20 protein-coding genes are annotated in these 24,733 nt (G+C 67.8%); 5 read left to right on the forward strand and 15 right to left on the reverse strand.

The window, feature by feature from the left end:
- Positions 1-19 precede the first annotated feature (19 nt).
- Complete coding sequence (katE, locus tag E5CHR_RS28185; protein ID WP_162583079.1) at positions 20-2,200, forward strand: catalase HPII; 2,181 nt, start codon at positions 20-22, stop codon at positions 2,198-2,200.
- 72 nt (positions 2,201-2,272) lie between these two features.
- Here the strand turns inward: katE and E5CHR_RS28190 are convergent, their stop codons facing one another.
- From E5CHR_RS28190 to E5CHR_RS28210, 5 genes are all read right to left on the reverse strand, one after another.
- Positions 2,273-3,157 carry a 2-hydroxy-3-oxopropionate reductase gene (locus E5CHR_RS28190; protein WP_162583080.1) on the reverse strand — a complete coding sequence of 295 codons (885 nt, stop codon included), beginning with the start codon at positions 3,155-3,157 and terminating at the stop codon, positions 2,273-2,275.
- Positions 3,158-3,169: 12 nt separating this feature from the next.
- Complete coding sequence (locus E5CHR_RS28195; RefSeq protein ID WP_162583081.1) at positions 3,170-3,967, reverse strand: HpcH/HpaI aldolase family protein; 798 nt, start codon at positions 3,965-3,967, stop codon at positions 3,170-3,172.
- Between the two features lie 19 nt (positions 3,968-3,986).
- Entirely contained in the window at positions 3,987-5,321 is a 1,335-nt protein-coding gene (gene gudD, locus E5CHR_RS28200; protein WP_162583082.1) for a glucarate dehydratase, read from the reverse strand.
- 8 nt (positions 5,322-5,329) lie between these two features.
- The gene (locus E5CHR_RS28205) at positions 5,330-6,289 is read right to left on the reverse strand and encodes a Bug family tripartite tricarboxylate transporter substrate binding protein (RefSeq protein ID WP_162583083.1); all 960 of its coding nucleotides are present in this window, start codon (positions 6,287-6,289) and stop codon (positions 5,330-5,332) included.
- Between the two features lie 141 nt (positions 6,290-6,430).
- A complete protein-coding gene (locus E5CHR_RS28210; RefSeq protein ID WP_162583084.1) occupies positions 6,431-7,462 on the reverse strand; it encodes a LacI family DNA-binding transcriptional regulator in 1,032 nt (343 codons plus the stop codon).
- A gap of 163 nt (positions 7,463-7,625) precedes the next feature.
- On the opposite strand from E5CHR_RS28210, the gene E5CHR_RS28215 reads away from it, so the two are divergent.
- Complete coding sequence (locus E5CHR_RS28215; RefSeq protein ID WP_162583085.1) at positions 7,626-9,314, forward strand: serine/threonine protein kinase; 1,689 nt, start codon at positions 7,626-7,628, stop codon at positions 9,312-9,314.
- Positions 9,311-10,525, forward strand: a complete 1,215-nt coding sequence (locus E5CHR_RS28220; RefSeq protein WP_162583086.1) for an OmpA family protein — start codon at positions 9,311-9,313, stop codon at positions 10,523-10,525. Before E5CHR_RS28215 ends, E5CHR_RS28220 begins: the two co-directional genes overlap by 4 nt.
- Positions 10,526-10,605: 80 nt before the next feature.
- Here E5CHR_RS28220 and E5CHR_RS28225 read toward each other — a convergent pair whose 3' ends face one another.
- From E5CHR_RS28225 to E5CHR_RS28240, 4 genes are all read right to left on the reverse strand, one after another.
- Entirely contained in the window at positions 10,606-10,893 is a 288-nt protein-coding gene (locus E5CHR_RS28225) for a hypothetical protein (protein WP_162583087.1), read from the reverse strand.
- 175 nt (positions 10,894-11,068) lie between these two features.
- Positions 11,069-11,542 (reverse strand): ferritin-like domain-containing protein, encoded by a 474-nt coding sequence (locus E5CHR_RS28230; protein WP_162583088.1) that lies wholly within the window; start codon positions 11,540-11,542, stop codon positions 11,069-11,071.
- A gap of 162 nt (positions 11,543-11,704) precedes the next feature.
- Complete coding sequence (locus E5CHR_RS28235; RefSeq protein ID WP_162583089.1) at positions 11,705-13,993, reverse strand: hypothetical protein; 2,289 nt, start codon at positions 13,991-13,993, stop codon at positions 11,705-11,707.
- Between the two features lie 227 nt (positions 13,994-14,220).
- Positions 14,221-14,727, reverse strand: coding sequence for a hypothetical protein (locus E5CHR_RS28240; protein ID WP_162583090.1), 507 nt, complete (start codon positions 14,725-14,727; stop codon positions 14,221-14,223).
- A 234-nt stretch (positions 14,728-14,961) separates the two neighbouring features.
- Between E5CHR_RS28240 and chrA the strand changes: the two genes are divergently transcribed.
- Positions 14,962-16,302, forward strand: a complete 1,341-nt coding sequence (gene chrA, locus E5CHR_RS28245; RefSeq protein WP_162583942.1) for a chromate efflux transporter — start codon at positions 14,962-14,964, stop codon at positions 16,300-16,302.
- A 53-nt stretch (positions 16,303-16,355) separates the two neighbouring features.
- On the opposite strand, the gene E5CHR_RS28250 is transcribed toward chrA, so the two are convergent.
- The 6 genes from E5CHR_RS28250 to hisC all read right to left on the reverse strand — a co-directional run bounded on the left by E5CHR_RS28250 (position 16,356) and on the right by hisC (position 22,339).
- Positions 16,356-17,552 carry a CaiB/BaiF CoA transferase family protein gene (locus E5CHR_RS28250; RefSeq protein WP_162583091.1) on the reverse strand — a complete coding sequence of 399 codons (1,197 nt, stop codon included), beginning with the start codon at positions 17,550-17,552 and terminating at the stop codon, positions 16,356-16,358.
- The gene (locus E5CHR_RS28255) at positions 17,545-18,495 is read right to left on the reverse strand and encodes a hydroxymethylglutaryl-CoA lyase (protein WP_162583092.1); all 951 of its coding nucleotides are present in this window, start codon (positions 18,493-18,495) and stop codon (positions 17,545-17,547) included. Before E5CHR_RS28255 ends, E5CHR_RS28250 begins: the two co-directional genes overlap by 8 nt.
- A 101-nt stretch (positions 18,496-18,596) precedes the next feature.
- Positions 18,597-19,502 carry an aldo/keto reductase gene (locus E5CHR_RS28260; RefSeq protein WP_162583093.1) on the reverse strand — a complete coding sequence of 302 codons (906 nt, stop codon included), beginning with the start codon at positions 19,500-19,502 and terminating at the stop codon, positions 18,597-18,599.
- A complete protein-coding gene (locus tag E5CHR_RS28265; RefSeq protein ID WP_197893879.1) occupies positions 19,499-20,788 on the reverse strand; it encodes an NTP/NDP exchange transporter in 1,290 nt (429 codons plus the stop codon). Before E5CHR_RS28265 ends, E5CHR_RS28260 begins: the two co-directional genes overlap by 4 nt.
- Complete coding sequence (locus E5CHR_RS28270) at positions 20,785-21,159, reverse strand: NADPH-dependent F420 reductase (protein ID WP_162583094.1); 375 nt, start codon at positions 21,157-21,159, stop codon at positions 20,785-20,787. The genes E5CHR_RS28265 and E5CHR_RS28270 overlap by 4 nt, the downstream gene beginning before the upstream one ends.
- A 184-nt stretch (positions 21,160-21,343) precedes the next feature.
- Positions 21,344-22,339, reverse strand: a complete 996-nt coding sequence (gene hisC / locus E5CHR_RS28275) for a histidinol-phosphate transaminase (RefSeq protein ID WP_162583095.1) — start codon at positions 22,337-22,339, stop codon at positions 21,344-21,346.
- Between the two features lie 215 nt (positions 22,340-22,554).
- Here hisC and E5CHR_RS28280 point away from each other — a divergent pair, with 215 nt between their 5' ends.
- Complete coding sequence (locus tag E5CHR_RS28280) at positions 22,555-24,732, forward strand: malate synthase G (RefSeq protein WP_162583096.1); 2,178 nt, start codon at positions 22,555-22,557, stop codon at positions 24,730-24,732.
- Position 24,733 lies beyond the last annotated feature (1 nt).

Consider the following 24,733-nt stretch of genomic DNA (forward strand, 5'->3'; position numbering starts at 1 on the left):
ACAACTGAAGGAACGCCTGATGACCCCCGCCAAGAAACCCGCCGGCAGCCGCCGCCCCAAGCCGACGAACGGCAGCAACGACAAGCTCGAGCAACTCGCCGAATCGGTCGCCGAGAGCGCACCGCGCATCACCACCAACCAGGGTGTCCAGATCCCGGACAACCACAACTCGCTGCGCGCAGGCGTGCGGGGACCCTCGCTGCTGGAAGACTTCATCCTGCGCGAGAAGATCACGCACTTCGACCACGAGCGCATTCCCGAGCGCGTGGTGCACGCGCGCGGTGAAGCGGCGCACGGCTACTTCGAGGTCTACAAGTCGATGTCGCAGTTCACTTGCGCCGACTTCCTGCAGGACCCGTCGGTGAAGACGCCGGTGTTCGTGCGCTTCTCGACGGTGGCCGGCTCGCGCGGCTCGGCAGATACCGTGCGCGACGTGCGCGGCTTCGCCGTCAAGTTCTACACGCGCGAGGGCAACTACGACTTGGTGGGCAACAACATTCCGGTCTTCTTCATCCAGGATGCGATCAAGTTCCCCGACCTGGTCCATGCGCTCAAGCCCGAGCCGCACCACGAGATGCCGCAGGCCGCGAGCGCGCACGACACCTTCTGGGACTTCGCATCGCTGATGCCCGAGACCACCCACATGCTGATGTGGGCCATGTCGGACCGCGCGATCCCGCGCAGCCTGCGCATGATGGAGGGCTTCGGCGTCCACACCTTCCGCTTCATCAACGCGCGCGGCGAAAGCCACTTCGTCAAGTTCCACTGGAAGCCCAAGCTGGGTATCCACGGCCTGGCCTGGGACGAGGCCCAGAAGATCGCCGGCAAGGACCCGGACTTTCATCGCCGCGACCTGTGGGAAGCGATCGAACGCGGCGACTTCCCCGAATGGGAGCTCGGCGTCCAGATGATTCCGCAGAACAAGGAGCATTCGCTGCCCTTCGACCTGCTCGACCCGACCAAGCTCATCCCCGAGGAGCTGGTGCCGGTGCAGCGCATCGGCCGGCTGGTGCTCAACCGCAACCCGGACAATTTCTTCGCCGAGACCGAGCAGGTCGCCTTCCATCCCGGCCACGTGGTGCCGGGCATCGACTTCAGCAACGACCCGCTGCTGCAGGGCCGCCTGTTCTCGTACACCGACACGCAGCTCTCGCGGCTGGGCGGGCCCAATTTCCACGAGCTGCCGATCAACAAGAGCGTCTGCCCCTTCCACAACTTCCAGCGCGACGGCATGCACCGCCAGGCCATCGCGCGCGGGCACGTGGCCTACGAGCCGCATTCGCTGAACGACGGCAAGGAGTTCCGCATCGATGGCGGCAGCGCGGGCTTCCAGTCCTTTCCCGAGGAGATCGAGACGCCGAAGGTGCGGCGCCGCAGCCCCAGTTTCGACGACCACTTCACGCAGGCGCGGCTATTTTTCAACAGCCAGAGCGTGCCCGAGAAGGAGCACATCATCGCGGCCTTCCGCTTCGAGCTCTCGAAGGTCGCGGCGCCGATCATCCGCCAGCGCATGGTCGACAACCTTGCGCTGGTCGACGAGAAGCTGGCGCGCCGCGTGGCCGAGCCGCTGGGCATCGGTGCGCCCGATCCGAAAGCGGCCGCCGGGCGGGCCGGCTACCGCGAGCACCGGATGAAGCTGTCGATCGAGGAATCGCCGGCGCTGCGCATGGCCGACACGGGCGACGGTTCGATCAAGACCCGCCAGGTGGCGATCCTCGCGATGGATGGCATCGACTCTGCTTCGCTCAAGCCGATCCGCGAGGCCATCGAGCAGGCCGGTGCGAAATGCAAGGTGGTGGGGCCGCGGCTGGGCACGGTCATCAGCGCGTCGAAGCGACAGCTCGAGGTGGACGCCACCTTCCTCACCATGCCTTCGGTGATGTTCGACGCGGTACTAGTGCCGGCCGGCGCGCCGGGCGCCGAGGCCATGGCGCGCAACGGCGACGCAGTGCATTTCGTGCTGGAGGCCTACAAGCACTGCAAGGCCATCTGCACCGTGGGCGAGGGTGTGCAACTGCTGTCGCGGCTGGGCATCGGCGCCGAGCCGCCCACCGATGCGGCCGGTGTCGTGGTGGCGCAGACACCGACCACCAACCTCGGCGACAACAGCGCGGCGCTGAAGATCGCGCACGACTTCATCGCGGCGATCGCGAAGCACCGGCATTGGGACCGGGCGCATGTCGAGGGGGTGCCGGCTTAACGGGCTGGCGCAGTGACACCGTGGCGCGCGGCTCCGCCAGGGTACCTGCGCGGCTGACGCGGCCCGCCGCGTCTACTCGCTGTCCGGCGCCACCGGGTGCGCGGCCATCTGCTCGAGCGCCTTGACCAACGCCGAGTGATCCAGCTGGTCCCAGCCGTGCGCGGCGCAGGACTGCATCAGCTGCGCGGCCGAGGCGGTCTGCGGCAGTGCAACCCCCATCGAACGCGCACCGGCCAGCGCCAGGCTCAGGTCCTTCTGGTGCAGCGCGATGCGGAAGCCCGGGTTGAAGGTGCGCTTGATCATGCGCTCCCCATGCACCTCCAGGATGCGGCTGGCCGCGAAGCCGCCCATCAGCGCCTGCCGCACCTTGGCCGGATCGGCGCCTGCCTTGCTCGCGAACACCAGGGCTTCGCCCACGGCGGCAATGTTGAGCGCCACGATGATCTGGTTCGCCACCTTGGTGGTCTGGCCGTCCCCGTTGCCGCCCACCAGCGTGATGTTCTTGCCCATCTTCTCGAACAGCGGCTTCGCACGCTCGAACGCGGTCTCGGGTCCGCCGACCATGATGGTCAGGCTGGCCGCCTTGGCACCGACCTCGCCGCCCGAGACCGGCGCGTCCAGGTAGTCGCAGCCGAGCTCGTTGATCTTCGCGGCGAAGCGCTTGGTGTCGATGGGCGAGATCGAGCTCATGTCGATCACAAGTTTGCCCTTCGACAGGCCGGCTGCCACGCCTTCCTCGCCGAACAGCACCTGCTCGACGTCCGGCGTGTCCGGCAGCATGAGGATCACCACCTCGGCCGCGCGCGCGACTTCGGCGTTGGTGCTGCAGACGGTGGCGCCTTTCAGCGCGTCCGGCACCTTGCTGCGGGTGCGCACGACCATTTCGTGGCCAGCCTGCATCAGGTTCTGCGCCATCGGCGCGCCCATGATGCCCAGGCCGATGAATCCGATCTTCATGTCGATGTCCTTTCAGTAGGTGGCGGAGTTGGAAGGCGTTGCGGTGGGCGGCGTGGCCCGCATCGTGGCCAGCACTTGCTGCGCGCCGGCCGCCATCAGCCGCGCGTCCGAGCTCACGGTGACGAACTGGAACCCCTTGGCGATGCGCGCCAGCGCGCCCTCGGGCGTGCCGTTGTGGATGCCGGCGACCAGGCCGTGCGCCTTGGCGCGGGCCAGGATGTGATCGATGGCTTGGGCGACCGGGGCGTCCACGTCGTCGAAGACGGGCCGGCACCCGAGCGCCAGCGACAGGTCCGAAGGGCCGATGTAGACCGCATCCAGCCCCTCGACCGAAAGGATGTCGTCCAGGTTCTCCAGCGCCTGCGCGGTCTCGATCATCGCGAAGGTGACGATGGTGTCGTTCGCCTGCTGCGGGTAGTCGGCGCCGCCGTAGAGCAGCGCGCGCACCGGGCCGAAGCTGCGGGTGCCGCGCGGCGCGTAGTGGGTGTAGGCGACCAGGCGCTGGGCGTCCTCGCGTGTGTTGACCATCGGGCAGATCACGGCGTAGGCGCCCGCGTCGAGCGCCTTCATCAGCGCACCCGGCTCCAGCCAGGGGACGCGCACGACCGGCACGGTACCGGTGGTGGAGATGGCCTGCAGCATCGTGACCATGGCCTGGTAGTCGACCACGCCGTGCTGCAGGTCGATGGTCAGCGAATCCCACCCCTGGTGGGCCATGGTCTCGGCCGAGAAGCCATTGGGGATGGCAAGCCAGCCGTTGACGGCAGCCCCACCGGATTTCCACAGCGTGCGCAGGCGGTTCTCTCTCATGGGGCTTCCTTCAGGAGGTTCAGCGGACGAAGGCGGGACGCTTCGGGTCGAAACGCCAGCCGGGAAGCAGATATTGCATCGCAACCGCATCATCGCGCGCGCCCAGGCCATGCGCCTTGTAAAGCTGGTGCGCCTTCTCGATCTCGGCCATGTCCAGCTCGACGCCCAGTCCCGGCTTCTTCGGAACCTGTACCAGGCCGCCTTCGATCTTCAACGGCTCCTTCGTCAGGCGCTGGCCGTCCTGCCAGATCCAGTGCGTGTCGATCGCGGTGACGCGGCCGGGCGCCGCCGCGCCGACCTGCGTGAACATCGCGAGCGAGACGTCGAAATGGTTGTTGGAATGCGAGCCCCAGGTCAGGCCCCAGTCGCGGCAGGTCTGGGCCACGCGAACCGAGCCCGCCATGGTCCAGAAATGCGGGTCGGCCAGCGGGATGTCCACCGACTGCAGCGCCAGCGCGTGACTCAGCTGGCGCCAGTCGGTCGCAATCATGTTGGTCGCGGTCGGCAGGCCGGTGGCGCGGCGGAACTCGGCCATCACCTCGCGGCCCGAAAAGCCCTCCTCGGCACCGCAGGGGTCTTCGGCATAGGCGACCACGCCGCGCATGTCCCGCATTAGCCGGATCGCGTCCTTGAGCAGCCAGCCGCCGTTCGGGTCGAGCGTGACGCGGGCTTGCGGAAAGCGCTCGTGCAGCGCGGTCACGGCCTCGATCTCTTCCTCCCCGCGCAGCACGCCGCCCTTGAGCTTGAAGTCGTTGAAGCCGTAGCGCGCCTGCGCTGCCTCGGCGAGGCGCACGATCGCCTCGGGAGTCATCGCCTTCTCGTGGCGCAGGCGCGACCAGTCGTCAGCCGCATCGGCCTCACGGGCATAGGGCAAGTCGGTCTTGTCGCGATCGCCGACGTAGAAGAGGTAACCCAGCATCTCCACGGCATCGCGTTGCTGGCCTTCGCCGAGCAGCGCGGCAACCGGGACGTCCAGGTGCTGGCCCAGCAGATCGAGCAGCGCGGACTCGACGGCCGTCGCGGCATGGATGGTGGTGCGCAGGTCGAAGGTCTGCAGGCCGCGGCCGCCGCTGTCGCGGTCCGCGAACTTCTGTTGCACCTGCTGCAGCACCCGCTGGTGGGCACCGATGGGCTGGCCGACCACCAGTTCGCGTGCGTCCTCGAGCGTCTGGCGGATCTTCTCGCCGCCCGGCACCTCGCCGACGCCGGTCCGGCCTGCGCTGTCGGTCAGGACGAGCAGGTTGCGGGTAAAGAAGGGGCCGTGGGCGCCGCTCAGGTTGAGCAGCATGCTGTCGCTGCCGGCGACCGGGATCGCGCGCAGTTCGGTGACGACGGGAGTGGCGTTGTCGGACATGGTGGGCCTCAGTCGATCGTGATCTTGCCGGTCTCGATCACTTTCTTCCAGCGGTCGAACTCCTGTTTCTGGAAGCTTGCGAACTGGGCCGGTGTGTTTCCAACCACCTCGAGGCCGATGGCGGTGAACTGCTGCTTGACTGCAGGCTCGTTCAGCGCCGCCACCATCGCCTCGCTGGCCTTGGTGCGCACCGCAGGCGGCAGCCCCTTGGGGGCGACGATGGCCTGCCACGAGTAGACCTCCACGTTCTTGACCCCGGCCTCGGCCATCGTCGGCACGTCGGGCAGGACCGGCGAGCGCTTGGCGCCGGTCACGGCCAGCGCCTTGAGCTTGCCGCTCTTGATGTGCGGCACCACCGCGTTGACGTTCTGGAACGACGCTTCGACCTGGCCGCCGAGCAGGTCGGTGATGGCCGGCGCGCCGCCCTTGTAGGGCACGTGCAGGCCCATGGTGCCGGTCTCCTGCCAGAACAGCTCGGCCGTGAGGTGGTCGCTCGAGCCGTTGCCGGACGAAGCGAAGGTCATCTTGCCGGGGTTCTTCTTCTCGTGGGCGATCACGTCGGCGACCGTCTTGTGCGGCGAAACGGCAGGCACCACCAGCACATTGGGATCCTGTACCGCCACGGTGATCAGGTCGAAATCCTTCAGTGCGTCGTACTGCAGCCCCTTGATGAGGTGCGGTGCGATCACCAGGGGCCCGAGTGACGTGACGAGAAAGGTGTTGCCGTCCGGCGTGGCGCGCTTGACCAGCGTCGCACCGATAGTGCCGGTGGCACCGGCCTTGTTGTCCACCAGGAAAGGCTGGCCGAGCTTCTCGGTCAGCTTGGGACCTATGGCGCGCGCGACCATGTCGGTCGAGCCGCCGGCCGGGAAGGGGACGACCAGCGTCACCGGCTTCTGGGGCCATTCCTGGGCCTGGGCGAGGCAGGCAGCCAAGGCGAGGGCTGCGGCGCCGAGGAATTTTTTCATGAGGCGTGTCTCCTGAAGGTGAATTCGAAACAAACGGGATTTGCGGCTGCGACCGCTCTGGTAGCGCTACCGTGCTGATGGCCCAATGGTAGCGCTACCTTTTTCGAAGTCAAGACCCTGCTCATCAGGGTTTACCCCCGATCAAGCGCTTGCGCGCTCGACGATCGAAAAGCCGATGTCCACCACCTTGTCGGCCACCTCGCGGCCCTCGGCGCGGTCCACGATGAAGCGTGCGGCCTGCCGGCCGATGGCCACGCTGTCGATGCGCACGGTGGTGAGTGCCGGGTACAGGTCGGCCGCGAACTCCAGATCGCCGAATCCAACCACCGCCAGAGGGTCCGGCACTGCAATGCCTCGGGCCTGCGCCTCGGTCATCACGCCCAGGGCCAGCAGGTCGGAGCTGCAGAAAACGGCATCGATTCCCGGCGCCGACGCCAGCAGCCCGGCCAGCGCGCGGCGCCCGCTGCCCAGCGTGGTCGGCGCCGGAACGTAGATCAGCGGCACCTCGGGCAGGCCAGCCCCGCGCGCCGCGTCGCAAAAAGCCTGGTGCCGGCGCCGCGACCGCTCGTCATCGCCTGCGACCACCGCCAGCCTGCGGCGGCCCCTGGCGCGCAGGAACTCCACCATCGCGCGTCCCACCTCGGCGTGCGAGAAGCCGACCAGCATGTCGAGCGGCGTGGGCGTGAGGTCCCAGGTCTCGACAACCGGAATGCCGGCAGCCAGCAGGCGCCGCCGCCCCTCGGTCGAATGCAGGATGCCGGTGAGCACGATCCCGTCGGGACGGCGGCCGATGATGGCCTCGAGCAGCGCATCCTCGCGCGAATCGGTGTAGCCGCTCTGGCCCAGCATCAGCTGGTAGCCCTGCTCGGCCAGCGCCTCGGTGAGCGACTGCACGGTCTGCAGGAACACCGGCCCCGCGATCGTCGGTACCACCGCCGCGACCAGCCGGCTGCGCGCCGACGCCAGCCCGCCGGCCAGGACATTGCGGACATAGCCGGTGCGCGCGACGGCCTCGCTGACTTTCCGGAGTACCTCGGGCGAGACCTGGGCCGGCGTGTTGAGCGCACGGGAGGCGGTAATGGGTGCGACGCCTGCAAGCTTGGCCACGTCATGCAGCGTGACGGCGCCGCTGCCGCGGCGGCTGCGACGTGCGGGTGAAGTTTCGCCGGTCATGCCGCAGATTCTAGTGGTGAGGATAGCGCTACCGTCCCCGCCGGCGCGGCCATGGGAGCCGTGCTGCTCAAGACGCGAACCGCCTTTTCGCCTACTGCTTCTGGTGAATGCTTCTGTTTGCAACGAGCAGTAGAGTCAATGCTCACACAGGGGATTGGACGCCATGGACAGCTTTGCCACCCTCACCCTTCCCATCGTGCCGGGTCCGGCAACCGAAAGCGGCGACTGGCCGACGCAGCAGCCCGACTGGGTGCGGTTCGAACGCGACGGCCCGCGCGCACTGCCTGAAGGCTTGCACTTGCGCGATTACGAGATCGTCGGCCCCATCGGCGAGGGCGGCTTCGGCGTGGTCTACCTCGCGTGGGACTCCGTGCATCAGCAACATGTCGCGATCAAGGAATACCTGCCGGCGGTGCTGGCCGTGCGCGACCGCGCCTCCACCGCGGTGATCCTTCGATCACCGCGCCACCAGGACAGCTTCCGCATCGGGCTGCGCAGCTTCGTCAACGAGGCCCGCATCCTTGCGCGATTCGACCATCCCGCGCTCGTGCGCGTGCTGCACCATTGGGAAGACAACGGCACGGCCTACATGGCCATGCCGTACTACCAAGGCCCGACGCTGGCGCGCGCGCTGGCTGAACTGGGCCGCGCCCCGGAGGAAGCCGAACTGCGCGCATGGCTGCAGCCACTGCTCGACGCCCTGGGCACGATGCACGCGCTGAGCTGCTTCCATCGCGACATCGCGCCGGACAACATCCTGCTCACGGACACCGGCCCCGTGCTGCTGGACTTCGGCGCCGCGCGGCGCGTGATCGACGGCGCGGGGCAATCGCCGGCCGTGGTGTTCAAGCCCGGCTTCACGCCCGTCGAGCAGTACGGCGAGCTCGCCTCGATGCGGCAGGGGCCGTGGACCGACCTCTACGCGCTGGCGGCAGTCGTATACGCAGCGATCACCGGCCAGCCGCCGGTCTCGTCCATCGAACGCATGCCCGACGACCCGCTGCAACCGCTTTGCACACGCGCGCACGGCCGCTACAGCGAGCCCTTCCTGGCGACCATCGATGCGGCACTGTCGGTGCTTCCGCAGGATCGGCCGCAGAGCGCGGCCGAGTTCAGCGCGCGGTTGGGCGGCGATGCGGCGGCCTGCCAGGCGGAGGGCGACGCGGCGGACTTCGCGCCGGCCCAGCCGGCGGCTTCGGATGCTCTCGAGGCCGCAGCAGCGGACGCCGTCGTGCAGTGCTTCTTGCCCCCGATCGCCTGGCCCTCGGTGCCGCGGGTCGAGCCGCTCGCAGCCCTTCCGCCGCGACCGCGGCCGCAACCAAAGCCGGCACCGCGCATTCGCTCGAAGCGTCCGGCCCTGGCGGCGACGGCGGTGGTGCTGCTCGGTCTGATGAGCGCCGGGTACTACCGCATCGGAGATCCGGTCCGAACGGAGCCGCCGCTGGCCGTGCTCGCCGCCCCGCCCACGGCGATGCCCGAGCGGACGCTGCCGATGCCGGTACCTGCGCCGCCCGGCATGCAGCCGCTGCGCGTCGTCGCCATGCCCTCGGCAGCGTTCGACGCAGCACCGCCCGCACCCGCTGTCGAGCCCGCGCCATCAGCACGCCGTACGGCAAGGCCTGCACCTGCCCCGGAGCGTGCCGACCCCGCGCCCGGCACGGCGCATCCACCGGTCCGGGCGGCGCGCGCGCCTCGACGCGAGCCGGCCAAGCCTGCGGCGGAGCCGCCGCCCCGACTGCTGGCCGCCGCTGCGCCCTCTGATGGCGGCCGCTGCAGCGAGCTGCTGCTGCGCGCTTCGCTGCAACCCCTGGGCGCCGGCGAGGCGGCCAGTCTGAGAAGGGGATGTGAATGATGATCACGACATTCGCCCGCAGCCGCCTGGCCATGTCCTTGTCCGGCGCGCTGCTGATCCTGGCGGGCTTCACCGGTTGCGCCACACCCGTGCCGCCGCCGCCCTCCAAGGCCGAGCTGCCCTTCGACCAGGCCATCGCCCAGGCCACCGACAGTCTCGTGATGCAAACGCAGAAGCAGGCGCCGCTGATTGCCCGCGCGAGCGCCAGGCGCGGCGTGGTGCTCGATCCGATGATCGATGCCGGCAGCGCCCAGCAGACCGCGGCCACGCTGCTGCTGCAGGAAAGGGTCAGCGAACGCATGGGGTCCAGGCACGACATCATCGAGCTGCTGCCCTTGGAGAGCACGAACCTCGCCAAGGCCCGCTACCTGCTGACCGGCACCATGACGCGGCTTTCGGTTGAACGGGCGCGCAGCCCGCTGCGCATCGACCTGGCGATCACCGAGCTGGCCAGCGGCATGGTGGTCGCCCAATCGTCGGCGGTGGCGCGCGACGACGGCCTGGACCACACGCCGCTCCCCTACTACCAGGACACGCCGGTCCCCCTCAAGGACCAGGTCATCGACAGCTACGTGCGCACCACCACCACGCCGCCAGGCCGGCGTGCCGATCCTTACTACCTGGAGCACATCTCGGCGGCCCCGGCCATCAAGGACGCCACCACGCACTACAACGCCGAGCGCTACCAGGACGCGCTGGCGCAATACAACAGCGCCGCCCGCGCCATGGCAGGCAACGACGCCCAACTGCGCGTGCTCAACGGCATCTACCTGAGCTCGGCCAAACTGGGCCGCACCGCGGAGGCCGAGCAGGCTTTCGGAAAGATCGTGGCCTACGGCATCGCCCAGCACCAGCTGGGTGTGAAGTTCCTGTTCAATCCCGGCAGCACCGCCTTCTGGCCCGACGCCAAGGTCAGCGGCCCTTACCCCATGTGGCTGCGCGAGATCGCCAGGGCCAGCGCCGGCACCAAGGTGTGCATGGACATCGTCGGACACACGAGCCGCACCGGCTCAGTCGCCTTCAACGACATTCTTTCTGCGCAACGGGCGCGCTACATACGCCAGCGGCTGATCGACGAGGCCAGCGTGCTGGGCGAACGCACCAAGCCGAGCGGCATGGGTTTTCGCGAAAACATCATCGGCAGCGGAACCGACGACGCGGTCGATGCGCTGGATCGGCGGGTCGAGTTCAAGATCGTGGATTGCGGCTGAACGCCGCGAACCTGGAGGGACCAGGAGCCTTGCACTGGCAGCGTTCTCGGGCCCTGTGGGTATTCCTAAATGGATAGTTCTCAGGCGAGGCAGCGTGCTCGCCGATTCGACAGCTTGACCTGCAGCTCGTCGGCGACCTCGACCGCTCGATGCTCCATCACCGCCACCGGATAGCTGCCGACCACGATGTTGTCGACGCTCACGGTGGCATAGCTGAATTCGCGGCCCAGGGCCGCCGCAGCGTCCTGCAGGCACTGTGCCACGGAGGCCAGTCCTTCGCGTGCGTAGCGCCAGGTGCCGTCGCCGACGCCTACATAAGAATTGAAGTTGCGGTCGCCCCGCTTCGTGATTTCAACTGCCGGTTGCATCGCTGTTCTCCCAGAGTTCGCTGGAGCGATTCTGGCGAGAGCACGGGCCGCGCGGAACTGGCCATTGGTCGAGTCTGCCGCTCGACATCCTTCAATTTGAGGAGGCGGCTCCTACGACAGCGGAAGGATTTGAAGAGGCGGGCAGAAGCGCCACCTCTTCACCATTCATTTTTCCTCAACCGCGGGCGCGGGCCTGGTCTCGCAGAGACTTGATCTGATCATGATTGCGCTGGGCGCCCTCGGCCTGTCGCTCGACCACGCTGCGAACGTCCGCCGGCAGGTTCTGCTTCAGGGCCTTGCGGTAGCGCGCGACAGCTGCGTCCTCGCCGCGCTCGCATTCCTCGAGCATCGACAGTTCGCTGTTGGCGCCCACTGCACCCTTCACATGCACCCAGCCTCGGTGCATCGCGCCGGTCGTGGTGCCACCTTCGGCCGGCTTGCCGCCGCTGGCCACGATCAGTTGCGCGAGTTCGCTCGCCGCCTGCGCGCAGCCGGCGGCGCGATCGCTGAACACGCGCTTCATCTCGGCCGATTCCACTTCCTCGGCGCATGTGCGAAAGCCATACTCGCCGTCGCGCGAGTTCTCGAGCAGGTCGTTCAGGACGTCCACCACGTCGTCTGCGGCCATCACTTGGGTATCCATTGCCATGAAAGTACTCCTTGGGGTTCAGCGGTCCCGTGCGGGACGCTTGCTGGAGTCTTCATGATTGGCCGCAGGCCCGCGCGCGACGTCAGCATCGCCTGACGGCGCCTGTAGGGCGGTACCGCCCTCACAGCCTTCCAGGCGACTTCCGTCCACGCCCGATCCAAACTAAGTACGGCTGCGGGGGAACTTCGACGAGATCTGAAGCCACGCTTCCTGGCCCATGCTTGCCTCGATGTCCTTGCCGATCTTCAGGAAGCGCATCACTTGCAGCTCGAACAAGTGCACCATATCGCCCACGACATGGTTGGCCCGACGCTCCGGATCGAACCTGCACGGAGAAAGATCGTCCGCCAGGCTGATGAGCGCATGCGCCGCTGCGGCGTGCAGTTCCACCCTTCTGACCGGATCTTCAACCTGTCCCATCCAGACGAGGGTGTCGCGCCCCAGCTGCTTGTCGCTCAGCATGGCGCGCAAGACTTTGTGCAAGTCGCTGCCCGACAGCAAGAGCTGGTCGTTCACTTTCAACCTCAGCATGACGTCCAGGCCCTCCTGGGCCCAGGGGAACGGCAGCCGATGCAGCAATTCATCCGCGCCACCGCGCAGGCCGTCTGCGGCAGCGGCATCGATGGCGTTCATCGCCAGGAGAACCATGGGACCCGTCGGGAGGTCGGCGTCCCGGTCGAGCATGGCCCACAGCGCCCGCCAACCACGGGCCCACGATTGCGGGTCGCGAACCGGCTCGAACGGCACAAAGAATTTGCGCCAACGTTCGATCTGCCCCAAGGGCGTCCTGGCCGAAGGGTCCAAGACCCTCGCGATACGACCCTTGCCATCGTGACTGAACTGCACGAGGCCCTGGACGGCCAACAAGGCAGCCCCCAGATCAATGCGATCCGCGAGCCCGTTGAACAACGCCCGGATCTTTGGCGAGCTCCAGACGCCCGAGGCGAGGCCACGCACCACGGCTTGCGCGACCAACTTTCGGCCGTCTTCTATCATCAAAAGGATGTCGAGACCTACATGAGGCTCCTCGCTGCAAAAGCCGGGCAACGCATCGACCATGCGCGCCAGGAGGCTGCCGGAGGGGTTTGGAGTGGATTCACCGGATTCCAGGATTTGCTCGATGGCCCACTGCTGGAATGCCGCCGTGCGGAAGCGCGTTGCTACAAGCCTCGCCCCCGACCGCGCACATTGCGCGTCGCCCGTCGCAAGGAGCACGCGGGCCATCTGCACCTCCACCACGTCCCCTGCCTCCGCCGCCGCCGTCAGCCTCTCGGACACGCGCTGGACAAGGTCGCGGAGCGCCGTATCGCAGAACTCCGGATGCGGGCAGGCGCGGATGGCGAGTGCAGCCTTGAACAGATCCCCCGATTCGATGGCGCCGCGAAAGGCATCGGCCAGACCGATCAACGCCTTCGCAGACTTTGCAATGGCGTAGCCGGTCTTTGTCTTGACCGAAATCGACAACCGGGATTTCGCGACGGAGCCCCGGCTCAACATCGCCTCGAGGCAGGTCTTGTAGGCCTGATAGGCCGGGCCGCTGCAGCGCACCGCCTGCCATCCCACCACGACCATCATGTGAGACCGCAGCGCGAGGCCATCTCTTTCGTCGATCTTGTCGCTGAGCTCTGCAAGCCCGAGCAGGCGGGTCACGCACGCCTCGGGGGACGACTGGGTCAGCGCCTGTTCCGCTGCAACGCACAGGACTTCGGTTCGCATGCTTGCCGGCAATCCGCCGACCAGGTCGCGCGTCAGCTCGGGCAGCCGGGCCATTTCCCTCAGCTTGGTGGCGAATTCCGCGAGCCCGGCGTCGTCGGTGCCGGGAGGCAACTCGTCCATGGCGGGGCAGGCGACGGCCATGATCGTCAGCGCCCAGGGACCATGGGTCGTCTTGAGCAGGTCTGCGAACGACAGCAGCAGGTGCAGTTCCGCGAGGCATTTGCCCGCGTCCTGCGTCAGGGCGCGTTCCACCGTGAGGCGCACGGCCTCGACGAAGTCATCGCCGTCGAGCCCGTCCACCAACTCGAGCGTGAGCGCTGGAAACACGGCCGCCACGCTCGTCCTCGTCTCCACGGGGCACCACCGCAGCAGTCCGAACAGCTGACGCAGGTTTCCGTCGCGCAGCGCCTTGTGCGCCGCGGCATCCAACGCCCTGTTCAGCGGGTTGCGGACTTGCGGGTCGTCGCAACGCCTCCAACGGTCAACGCACTCGCCGCCGCACAGTTTCAACAGGTTGAACCGCACCGCCGGTTCGCACAGCCGAAGCAAGGTGCATGCTGCCACCAGGCAGTCTGCGTAGACCAGGATCCCGATCGCCTCGGCCATGCGGTCCACGTCCTGTTCGCCGATCATCGACAACGCAACGATGCGGTCGTCTTCGGTGCTCAGGCCCTCGACCTTTTTCAGGCACGTCAGGACCTTTTCCCATTTGTCGCCGCACGCCGCCTTCGTCAAAGGCGGAAGGGGCCTGGTGGTCTGTCTTCTGCCTTCGGTGTTCCGTGGCGAAACGACGGTCCGCAGACCTCGATTGGATGGCGAATCCGAGTTCGCCGGGGGCAACTCGTAGGAGGCAACGCGTCGCCGCAGGTCTGTCGTATCGCTATGGAGGGGTCTCACGAATTTTCCCGTCTGATGTGAGTGGAGATGTGAAGCGCCGGCAAGCCGTCCGGCGTGCGCCGGGCTCAGCAGCGCAGAAATGCGCCCGATCCGATCTCGGCCAGCCCGGGGTGGGTATCCGGCCGTGGATCAGGCGGCTCGGGATGCAGGCGGACGGCCCAGGACGCGCAGGTTCGTGTAAATGCCTCCAGCACGCCCGGCCATTCGCCCGGATCGTCCGGGACGGCGGGGAAGAGCATCGACAAGGTCAGCAAGCCAGTCTGTCGATGGACATCGACCGACCAGTGCGCCCCCCCGCCCGTCCAGCGCGCCACGATGTCCTGCACATGGCGCGGCGCGTCTTCGTCCAAGTCGTCGTCCTCGTCGGCTTCTGCGAGGGCTTGCAGCAATTCGGCGCGCACATAGCCTGCGCCCGCGAACAGTTCGACCCGGCCGCCCGGCACCATGGCGGCGTGGACCTGCAGGTCTTCTCCAGCCTCGAACGCGAGACTGCCATCGGAGCCGGTGCAGCTGGGCGTCCGCTCCACCGAGGCAAGATACAGGTCGAGGCTGTGAGCCAATTGAGCGGTCATCGGGTGTCGCTCCTCTGGGATAGTGGTTATCCCGCTGAGTGACTGATCTCTCGTCTTGGTTCCATCACGAGAGAAGATCACGCATGCCCGCCCGTGCTGCCTGCCGCTGCTGACCTCGAATCGGAGAAGAACCATGAAACATCGAATTCACCCATGGGCACCTGGAGGCCCGGCTGCACGCGGGTCCGGAGCGCCGCAGGCGGAGCGCATCTCGTGAGCGCCGTCTCCGACGAAATGGGCAAGGCGGCCGCCGCGCCCGCCTTCGTCACCTTCGCCGAGGCCTTTCGCTTCTGGCTCAAGCTCGGCTTCATCAGCTTCGGCGGGCCCGCAGGGCAGATTTCGATCATGCACACCGAGCTGGTCGAGCGCCGGCGCTGGATCAGCGAGAAGCGCTTCCTCCACGCGCTGAACTACTGCATGCTGCTGCCGGGGCCCGAGGCGCAGCAACTGGCCACCTACATCGGCTGGCTGATGCACCGGACCTGGGGCGGCGTCGTCGCCGGTGCGTTGTTCGTGCTGCCTTCGCTGTTCATCCTGATCACGCTGTCATGGATCTACCTGCGCTTCGGCCACGTGCCGGCGGTGGAGGGCCTCTTCTACGGAATCAAGCCCGCTGTCACGGCGCTGGTGCTGCACGCGGCGCACCGCATCGGCACGCGGGCGCTGCGCAATCCCTGGATGTGGGGCATCGCGGCGGCAGCCTTCGTGGCCATCTTTGCCTTCCACACGCCCTTTCCGGCCATCATCCTCGCGGCCGGGCTGATCGGCCACTTCGGCGCGCGCCGCGCACCGGCGGTGTTCGCGCTCGGGGGCGGCCATGGCGGCGCGCAGCACAGCTACGGGCCGGCGCTGATCGATGACGCCACGCCGACACCGCCGCACGCGCGCTTCTCGCGCGCCCACCTGGCGAAGCTGCTGGCCGCCGGACTGGGAATGTGGGCGCTGGCGATGGGCGCGCTCCTCGCCACGCAGGGCGTGCAGGGCACGCTGGCACAGATGGGCTGGTTCTTCACGAAGGCGGCGCTCCTGACCTTCGGCGGCGCCTACGCGGTGCTGCCCTATGTCTACCAGGGCGCGGTCGAGCAGCACCATTGGCTGTCAGCTGCGCAGATGATCGATGGCCTGGCCCTGGGCGAGACGACGCCGGGCCCGCTGATCATGGTGGTGGCCTTCGTAGGCTTCGTCGGCGGCTGGGTCCGGCAGGTACTCGGGCCCGACGCCGTCTTTCTTGGTGGCGCGCTGGCGGCCACGGTGGTCACCTTCTTCACCTTCCTGCCTTCGTTCGTCTTCATCCTGGCCGGCGGTCCCCTCGTCGAGGCCACGCATGGCAAGCTCGGCTTCACCGCGCCGCTGTCGGCGATCACCGCGGCGGTGGTCGGCGTGATCCTGAACCTGGCACTGTTCTTCGCCTACCACGTGCTCTGGCCGCAGGGCTTCGCCGGCCGCTTCGACTGGGTGTCGGCACTCATCGCCGTGGCTGCGGCGCTCGCCCTCTTCCGCTTCAAGATCGGCGTGATGCCGCTCCTCGGCGCGTGTGCGCTGGTCGGACTCGCCGTGACGCTGGGCAGGGGCTGAACACGCACCTCCGGACGCGGAGGACGCGAAGGTCGTCCGGACCTCCGCTTTCCTCAGTCGCCCGCGACGATGCCTTGCTGCTTGAGCCCCGCGATGTCGGCCTCGCTGTACCCGACCTCGCGCAGCAGCGCATCCGTATGCTCGCCAAGCAGCGGCGGCTGCAGCCGGATGCCCGGCCGCTCGCCGCCCAGGGTGAAGGGCATCAGCGGCACCTTCGACTCGCTGCCGTCGTTCATGCGCACCGGCGCCAAGCCGCCGGTGGCGTTGAGGTGCGGATCGTCGAAAAGCTCGTGCGGCCTGGCGATGGGCGCGAAGGGCAGCTCGTTCTTCTCGAACACGGCGCTGAGCTCGGCCGCGCTGTAGCCCGCGAGGTGCGAGCGCAGCAGGGGCATCATCCAGTCGCGCGCGAGCACGCGGTCGTTGTTGGTCTTCAGGCGCGGATCGGCCAGCATCTCCGCCAGGCCGAAGGCCTTGCAGAAGATGGCCCACTGCTTGTCGCTGACCGCGGCCAGGAAGATCTGTTCGCCGTCCTTCACGGTGAAGACGTCGTACACGCCCCAGGCCGAGATGCGGCTGGGCATCGGGTCGGCCGGCTTGCCGGTGGCCGCGAACTGCATCATGTGCTGTGCGACCAAAAAGATGTTGTTCTCGAACAGCGCCGACTGCACCTCGCAGCCTTCGCCGGTCTGCTCGCGCTGGCGCAACGCCGCCATGGCGCCGATCGCGCCGAACATGCCGCCCATGATGTCGTTGACGCTGGTGCCGGCGCGCAGTGGGTCGCCGATGCGGCCGGTCATGTAGGCGAGGCCGCCCATCATCTGCACCACCTCGTCGAGCGCGGTTCGGTGGTCGTAGGGGCCGGGCAGGAAGCCCTTGTGGCTCACGTAGATGAGGCGCGGGTCGCGTTTCTTCAGGCTTTCGTAGTCCAGGCCCAGCTTCTTCATCGTGCCGGGCTTGAAGTTCTCGCTCACGATGTCGGCGCTGGCGATCAGGCGCAGCGCGGCCTCGATGCCCTCGGGCTTCTTGAGGTCGAGAGCGATGCTCTTCTTGTTGCGATTGAAGGTGGGGAAGAAGCCGGCGCCGGAGCCCAGCAGGCGCCGCGTGGAGTCGCCCTCGACCGGCTCGACCTTGATGACCTCGGCGCCGAGGTCGGCCAGCATCATGCCGCAGGTCGGGCCCATCACCATGTGGGTGAATTCGACGACGCGGACGCCGGCGTAGGGCAGTGGCTTTGCGGTGCTGTCACGCATGTGCGGTTCCTTGGATTCCTTGAATTCTCTGGGCAAAGCCCTTGGGCAGGCCGGCCTCGGGCGTCATGCCATAGACCGGCTCGCCCGGCAGGCCGGCGATGAGGGGCTCACGCGCCGCGATGAGTTTGCCGATGTCGATGCCGGTGGCAACGCCCATGGCCTCGAACATGAAGACCAGGTCCTCGGTCACCACGTTGCCCGAGGCACCGGGCGCGTAGGGACAGCCTCCCAGCCCGCCGAGCGAGGCATCGAAGGTGCGCACCCCCTCCTCGAAGGCTGCAAGGCAGTTGGCCAGGCCCAGCCCGCGCGTGTTGTGCATGTGGGCCGCGCCGGCCTTGTCGCCCAGTTCCGCGCGCAGGCGCCTGAAGAGGCGCCGCACCTGGGCCGGATTGGCATAGCCGACGGTGTCGGACAGCCCCGATTCGTCGGCACCCGCCGCCACGCACTGCACCGCAAGGCGGATGACCTCGTCTTCCGGCACATCGCCCTGCAGCGTGCAGCCGAAGGCGGTGGAGATGCCGGCTTCGAGCTTCACGTGGGGCGCGATCTCGCGGCGCAGTGCGGCGATGGCGCGCACCTCCTCGACCATCTCCTCTCGCGTCTTGCGCACGTTGGCCAGTGAATGCGCAGCGCTGGCCGACACGGGCATGGTGAGCTTGTGCACGCCGGCCGCGAGCGCGGCTTCCGCGCCCTTGCGGTTGGGCACCAGCGCCATCACCGTGAGTCCGGGCAGCGTGACCGCGTGGCGCACGACGTCGGCGGCGTCGGCCATCTGCGGCAGCAGGCGCGGCGGGACGAAGGAGGCAACCTCGATCTCGCGAATGCCGGCGGCGTGGAGCGCGTCGATCCACCGCAGCTTGTCCGCGGTGGGCATCGTCGCCTTGACGGACTGCAGGCCGTCGCGCGGGCCGACCTCGCTGATCAGCACATCGGGGCTTGGCATGGGGCTTTTCTCCTGGAGCAGCGTTTGCAAGTGCGCGTTTCGGGGCCTTGCTTGATGGTTCTATTTCGCGAAAGGATATCTGCTCGACGCACCGTTCAGGTCTAAAGGCTCCGTACAAACTCGATCATCCGCCTGCGTTCGTCCGCGTCGGGCAGCCGTCCGCGCATCGCCCCCAGGTTCTCAGCCATGTGCCCGGCATCCGAAGTCCCCGGAATAACGGCCGTGACGCGTGGGTCGCCGAGCAGGAACTTCAAGAAGAAGGCCGCCCAGCCCGTGGCAAAGCCCGCTGCCCAATCGGGCACCGGCTTGCCACGCACCGCGCGGAAAAGCCGGCCGCGCCCGAAAGGCAGGGCCGTGAGCACGCCCGCCTGCACGTCGGCCGCCAAGGGCAGGATGCGCGCCTCGGCTTCGCGGTTGTCGATCGAATAGTCGATCTGCACGAAGTCGGGCTTCTCCCGCTGCAGCACGGCCTCCAACGCGGCGTAGGCGCCACGATAGGTGGACGTGATGCCGACGTAGCGACAGACTCCCTGTGTCTTCCATGCCTTGAAGCGCGACAGCGACTGCCGCGGATCGCTCACGTTGTGAAGCTGGAGCAGGTCGATGCGCCGTGTCGCAAGCCGTCCCAGCGAGCGCTCCAGTTCCGCCGCGTCCGGCGCCTCCAGCTTGGTCGCCACGAAGACCTTGTCGCGCCAGCCGCCGGCCGCCATCACCTGGCCCAGCACCTGCTCGGCATCGCCGTACACCGACGAGGTGTCGATGAGCCGGCCGCCACCCTCCAGGAGAGCCCGGACCACCCGCGTCGCGGCGTCGCGTGTGCGGTCGTCGTTGCTGTCGAACACCTGCGCTGTGCCAAGACCTACCGCGGGTAGCAGCTCGCCGCTGCCTGGTATCGCGCGCTGGACGAGGGCTGCGTCCCTGTTGCCCTGCTGCGCGAGCGCCGCGCGCTGCGCAAGCACGGCCGCGGCGCTGAGCGCGGTGAAGCCGCGCCGGGTCAATCCACTCATGGTGTTTCTCCTTTCTCGCGGCCGGGCAGCGCGGCACGGCGTTCCTGCGTGCGCCCGAGCAATACCGACAACAAGACCCACGCGAGCGCGATTGGCGCCGCGCACAACGCGATCGCGCCTATCTTGAGCCCGACCGCTTGCAGGCTGTCGAAGACCCAGCCGTAGAGGGCGTCGGACCCGCGGTAGACCACCACGTCGATCATGTTCTTCGCCTTGTACTTTTCCTCGCGCCCGACCACTGTGAAGAACACCTGACGCGCCGGATTGGCGATGGCGAAATTCGTCCACCGCTGCATGACCTGCAACACGACAACGACGGCAAGGCCCGGCATCCACGCCAGCACCAGGAACCCGACCACGTACACCGCCGGCAGCGCGCCCGCCGCCATGCCCGTGCCGAAGCGGCGCAGGAACTGCCCGGTGGCGAAGACTTGCGTCGCCAGCGTCAGCAGACCGACGATCAGGTCGATGCTGGCGAAGATGCGGGTCTGCGCGCCGCCGCCCTGCACGGTGGCGGCCACCACATTGGCCTGCACGAGATAAAGGATCGTCGCGCCAAAGGACAGCAGGCTGACCCACGCCGCCACACCGATCAGGTAGGGCGAGCGCACCAGCCCTGACAGCGCCGCGAAGGGACTGCCCCCGACGCGCCGCTGGTCGCGCCGCTGCCCTTGGGGAGCGCCGGCGCTGCGCTCGAGGCGCGCGGAGCAGAACACCGCGAGCTCGAGGAACACGATGGCCGCGATCAACAGGTTGTGCGGCCCCAGCGGCACCGACAGCGCGATGGTGATCACCGGCCCCAGCAGCCCGCCGGCGGTCCCGCCAGCACCGATGAAACCGAAGAGCCGCTTGCCCTGCTCGCTCGTGAACAGGTCCGCCATGAAGGACCAGAACACCGCGACCGCGAACAGGTTGAAGACACTGACCCAGACGAAGAAGACGCGCGCCACGAAGACCGGCTCGATGCCCATTGCCATCAGGAGCCAGAAGAGCGCCAGGTTGAGCACGAAGAAGTGATAGACGATGGGGATGAAGCGTGCGCGCGGCAGCCGGGCGACCAGCGCGCCGAAAATCGGTTGCGCCGCCAGTAGCGTCACGAAGGTGGCCGAGAACAACCATGGCAAGGCGCGGGTGCCTCCGGCGATGCCCATCTGGTCTCGCAAAGGCCGCAACACGTAGTAGCCCGCCAGCAGCGCGAAGAAGTAGCCGAAGGACCACAGCGCAGCCGCAAGCTCCTGCGGCGTCGCCGGGACCGCCCGCCGCAGCCAGCCCTGCAGCGCCGTCATGGCGCCAGGGATAACTTCTGCTTCAGCTCCGCCGCGCTCACAGGCTGGCCGTAGCCAGGCCCGCCGCGCTGGAAGCGCCGGGCATCGGCGAGCTTGCCGACCAACACGGGGTCGAACCCGGCGTCGCGCACCAGTCCCGCCGCCACCTGGACCGCGTGGGTGTCATCGCCTGCGATCGGCACGGCCAGCTTCGGATCGGGGCGGTGGGCCTCGCGCGCGAAGATCACGTAGGACATGGTGTTGAACGCGCGCACCAGCCGCGCGCCGGCAAGGTACTTTTGCGAGACCACGCCCACGCCTTCCTGCTCGCCGAGCGTGCAGCAGTCTGTGCGCTTGCGCGACCCGGTTTCAGCGCAGTGGCGACGGCCCATGCACCGCCGGCCGTCAGCAGCGCGCGGCGGGCGCGATCGAGGGATTGACGGAGCTGCATCGCAGACCTCCTGCGTTCGGGACTGCTTGCATCATGTTCCGCCATGTGCCGGTGCGCAAGTCCGGCGCGGGCGATCAGCTTGTCGAAGACAGTCGGCTCTACGGATATTCGCTCCCCCGGCAACTTCAGCGCGCCGGCGCATGATCGCGCAGCGCTGCCAGCACCGCCTCGATCTGCTCCGCCAGCCCCACGGTGATGCGCAGCCACTGCGGCAGTCCATACCCATCGAGCAGCGCCACCTCGATACCGGCGGCCAGCAGGCGCGCGTGCACGGTGCGGCCCTCGCCGACATGCACCATCAGGAAGTTGCCCGAGGAGGGGATCGAGCCGAGCCGAAGTTGGTGCAGCCCAGCCTCGAGCCGCGCCCGTCCGGTGGTGTTGAGCTGGTAGCTGCGCGCCAGGAAGGCCTCGTCGGCCAGCGCCGCCACTGCGGCAGCCTGCGCCGGCGTGCTGACGTTGAAGCGCGGCCGCCGCGCATCCAGTCGTGCCGCCAGCGCGTGCTGCGCGACGCCGTAGCCGATGCGCAGCCCGGCCAGGCCATAGGCCTTGGAGAAGGTGCGCGCGACGATCAGGTTCGGGAAGCGCCGCACCCAGGCGATGCTGTCGTAGCGCTGCATCGGCGCGAGGTATTCGCCGTAAGCCTCGTCGAGCAGCACCGTCACCTGCGGCGGTACCGATTCCAGGAAGGCAAGCAGTGGCCTGGCCTCGATGAAGCTGCCCGTGGGGTTGTTGGGATTGGCAACGAAGACCAGTCGCGTGTCCTCGCCGATGGCGGCGCGCATCGCATCCAGGTCATGGCCGAAGTCCCGCGCCGGCACCACCGTGCTGCGCGCGTGGGCGTGCGCGGCTGCCTGCCCGTAGACCACGAAACCGTATCGCGAGTAGACGACATGCTCGCCCGGCTTCACGCTGATCTGGGCCGCGAGCTCCAGGATCTCGCTGGAGCCGCTGCCCAGCACCAGCCAGTCTGCCGGCACGTCCAGCCTTGTCGACAGCGCGTGCTTGAGCGCTGTGCCGTTGCTGTCGGGGTAGTTGCCTGCAGCCTGGAGCGCTGCCGCGGCGGCGCGGCGGGCGGACTCGGGCATGCCGAGCGGGTTTTCATTGGAGGCCAGGAGAATCATCGCGACGGCCGGCTGGTTCGGGAGTTGACTTTAGGGGCCCTTTGCAGCGTGCCCACGAGGGCCTACCCTTTGCTGGGGGCCCTTGCCAGCCTCGGCGGGGGATTACCTTCGTTTTTGTCATCGATCATTCACGCCTGATGCTCTTACTCATCAGCAAGGTATCGAATAAAGTCGTCGACTGCATTCTTCCGTCTTGATTCAAGGAGTAGATACCCATGACCGCCCGCACGACCGTCCACGGCCTCCAGGTCGCCACAGAACTCCATCGTTTCATCGAAGACCAGGTCCTGCCGGCCACCGGCGTCGCCAGCGATGTTTTCTGGAAGGGCTTCGACGCCATCGTCAGCGATCTCGCTCCCAAGAACGTCGCGCTCCTTGCCGAACGCGACCGGCTGCAGTCGGAAATGGACGCGTGGCACCAGGCGCACCCCGGTCCGATCGGCGACATGCCGGCCTACCGTGCCTTCCTCGAAAAGATCGGCTACCTGCTGCCGCAGCCCGCGGGTGCCAAGGCCACCACCACGAATGTCGATGCCGAGCTTGCGCTGCAGGCTGGCCCCCAGTTGGTGGTGCCGATCCTCAACGCCCGCTACGCACTGAACGCCGCCAATGCGCGCTGGGGCTCGCTCTACGATGCGCTCTACGGCACCGACGCGATCCCCGAGACGGGCGGCGCCGAAAAGGGCCAGGGCTACAACCCCGTGCGCGGCGCCAAGGTGATCTCGTTCGCGCGCGAGGTGCTGGACCAGGCCGCGCCGCTGGCCAACGGCTCGCACAAGAACGCGACCGGCTACTCGGTGAAGGACGGCCAGCTCATGGTTGCGTTGCAAAGCAGCAGCACGCCCCTGGCAGACCCTTCGCAGTTCGTCGGCTACCAGGGCGATGCGGCGGCGCCCGGCTCGGTACTGCTCAGGCACAACGGCATTCACCTCGACATCCGGATCGATCGCAACACCCCCATCGGCAAGACCGACCCGGCCGGCGTCAGCGACGTGGTGCTCGAGGCGGCGCTGTCCACCATCCTCGACCTCGAGGACTCGGTGGCGGTGGTCGATGCGCAGGACAAGGTGCTTGCCTATTCGAACTGGCTCGGCATCCTGCAGGGCACGCTGACCGAGGAAGTGCAGAAGGGCGGCAAGACCTTCACCCGCGGCCTCAACCCCGACCGCGAATACACCGGGCCCGATGGCAAGCCGGTCAGGCTGCACGGCCGCTCGCTGATGTTCGTGCGAAATGTCGGTCACCTGATGACCAATCCGGCCATCCTCTACGGCGAGGGCAAGGAGATCCCGGAGGGGATCATGGACGCGGTGGTCACCACCACCATCGCCACGATCGACCTGAAGCGCAAGGGCAACTCGCGCACCGGCAGCGTCTATATCGTGAAGCCCAAGATGCACGGCCCGGCCGAGGTGGCCTTCGCCAGCGAGCTGTTCGGCCGCGTCGAGCAGATGCTGGGCTTGCCGGCCAACACGGTGAAGCTGGGCATCATGGACGAGGAGCGCCGCACCAGCGTCAACCTCAAGGCCTGCATCGCAGAGGCGGCGGGCCGCGTGGCCTTCATCAACACCGGCTTCCTGGATCGCACCGGCGACGAGATGCACACCGCCATGCGCGCCGGCCCGATGCTGCGCAAGGGCGACATGAAGACCACGCCCTGGATCCAGGCCTACGAGAAGAACAACGTGCTGGTGGGCCTCTCGTGCGGCTTGCGCGGCAAGGCCCAGATCGGCAAGGGCATGTGGGCCATGCCCGACCTGATGGCCGCAATGCTGGAGCAGAAGATCGGCCATCCGAAGGCGGGCGCCAACACCGCCTGGGTGCCCTCGCCCACGGCGGCGACGCTGCACGCCCTGCACTACCACCGCGTGAACGTGGCCGAGGTGCAGAAGGAGCTGGAGAAGATCGACGCCGACGCCGAGCGCGACAACATCCTCGCGGACCTGCTGAAAGTGCCGGTGGCGCCCGAGGCCAGGTGGACGGCTGCCGAGCGCCAGCAGGAGCTGGACAACAACGTGCAGGGCATCCTCGGCTACGTGGTGCGCTGGATCGACCAGGGCGTGGGCTGCTCCAAGGTGCCCGACATCCACAACGTGGGGCTGATGGAAGACCGCGCGACCCTGCGCATCTCGAGCCAGCACATTGCCAACTGGCTGCTCCACGGCGTGGTGACGAAGGAAGAGGTCGATGCCACCTTCCAGCGCATGGCCGCGGTCGTGGACGCCCAGAACGCCGGCGATTCGCTCTACCAAAAGATGGCGGGCAACTTCGAGACTTCGGCTGCGTACAAGGCGGCGCAAGACCTGGTGTTCAAGGGCGTGGAGCAGCCGAGCGGGTACACCGAGCCGCTGCTCCATGCCTGGCGGTTGAAGGTGAAGGCCGGGCAGGCCTGAT

The organism is Variovorax sp. PBS-H4 (assembly GCF_901827205.1).
Classification (GTDB): Bacteria; Pseudomonadota; Gammaproteobacteria; order Burkholderiales; family Burkholderiaceae_C; genus Variovorax.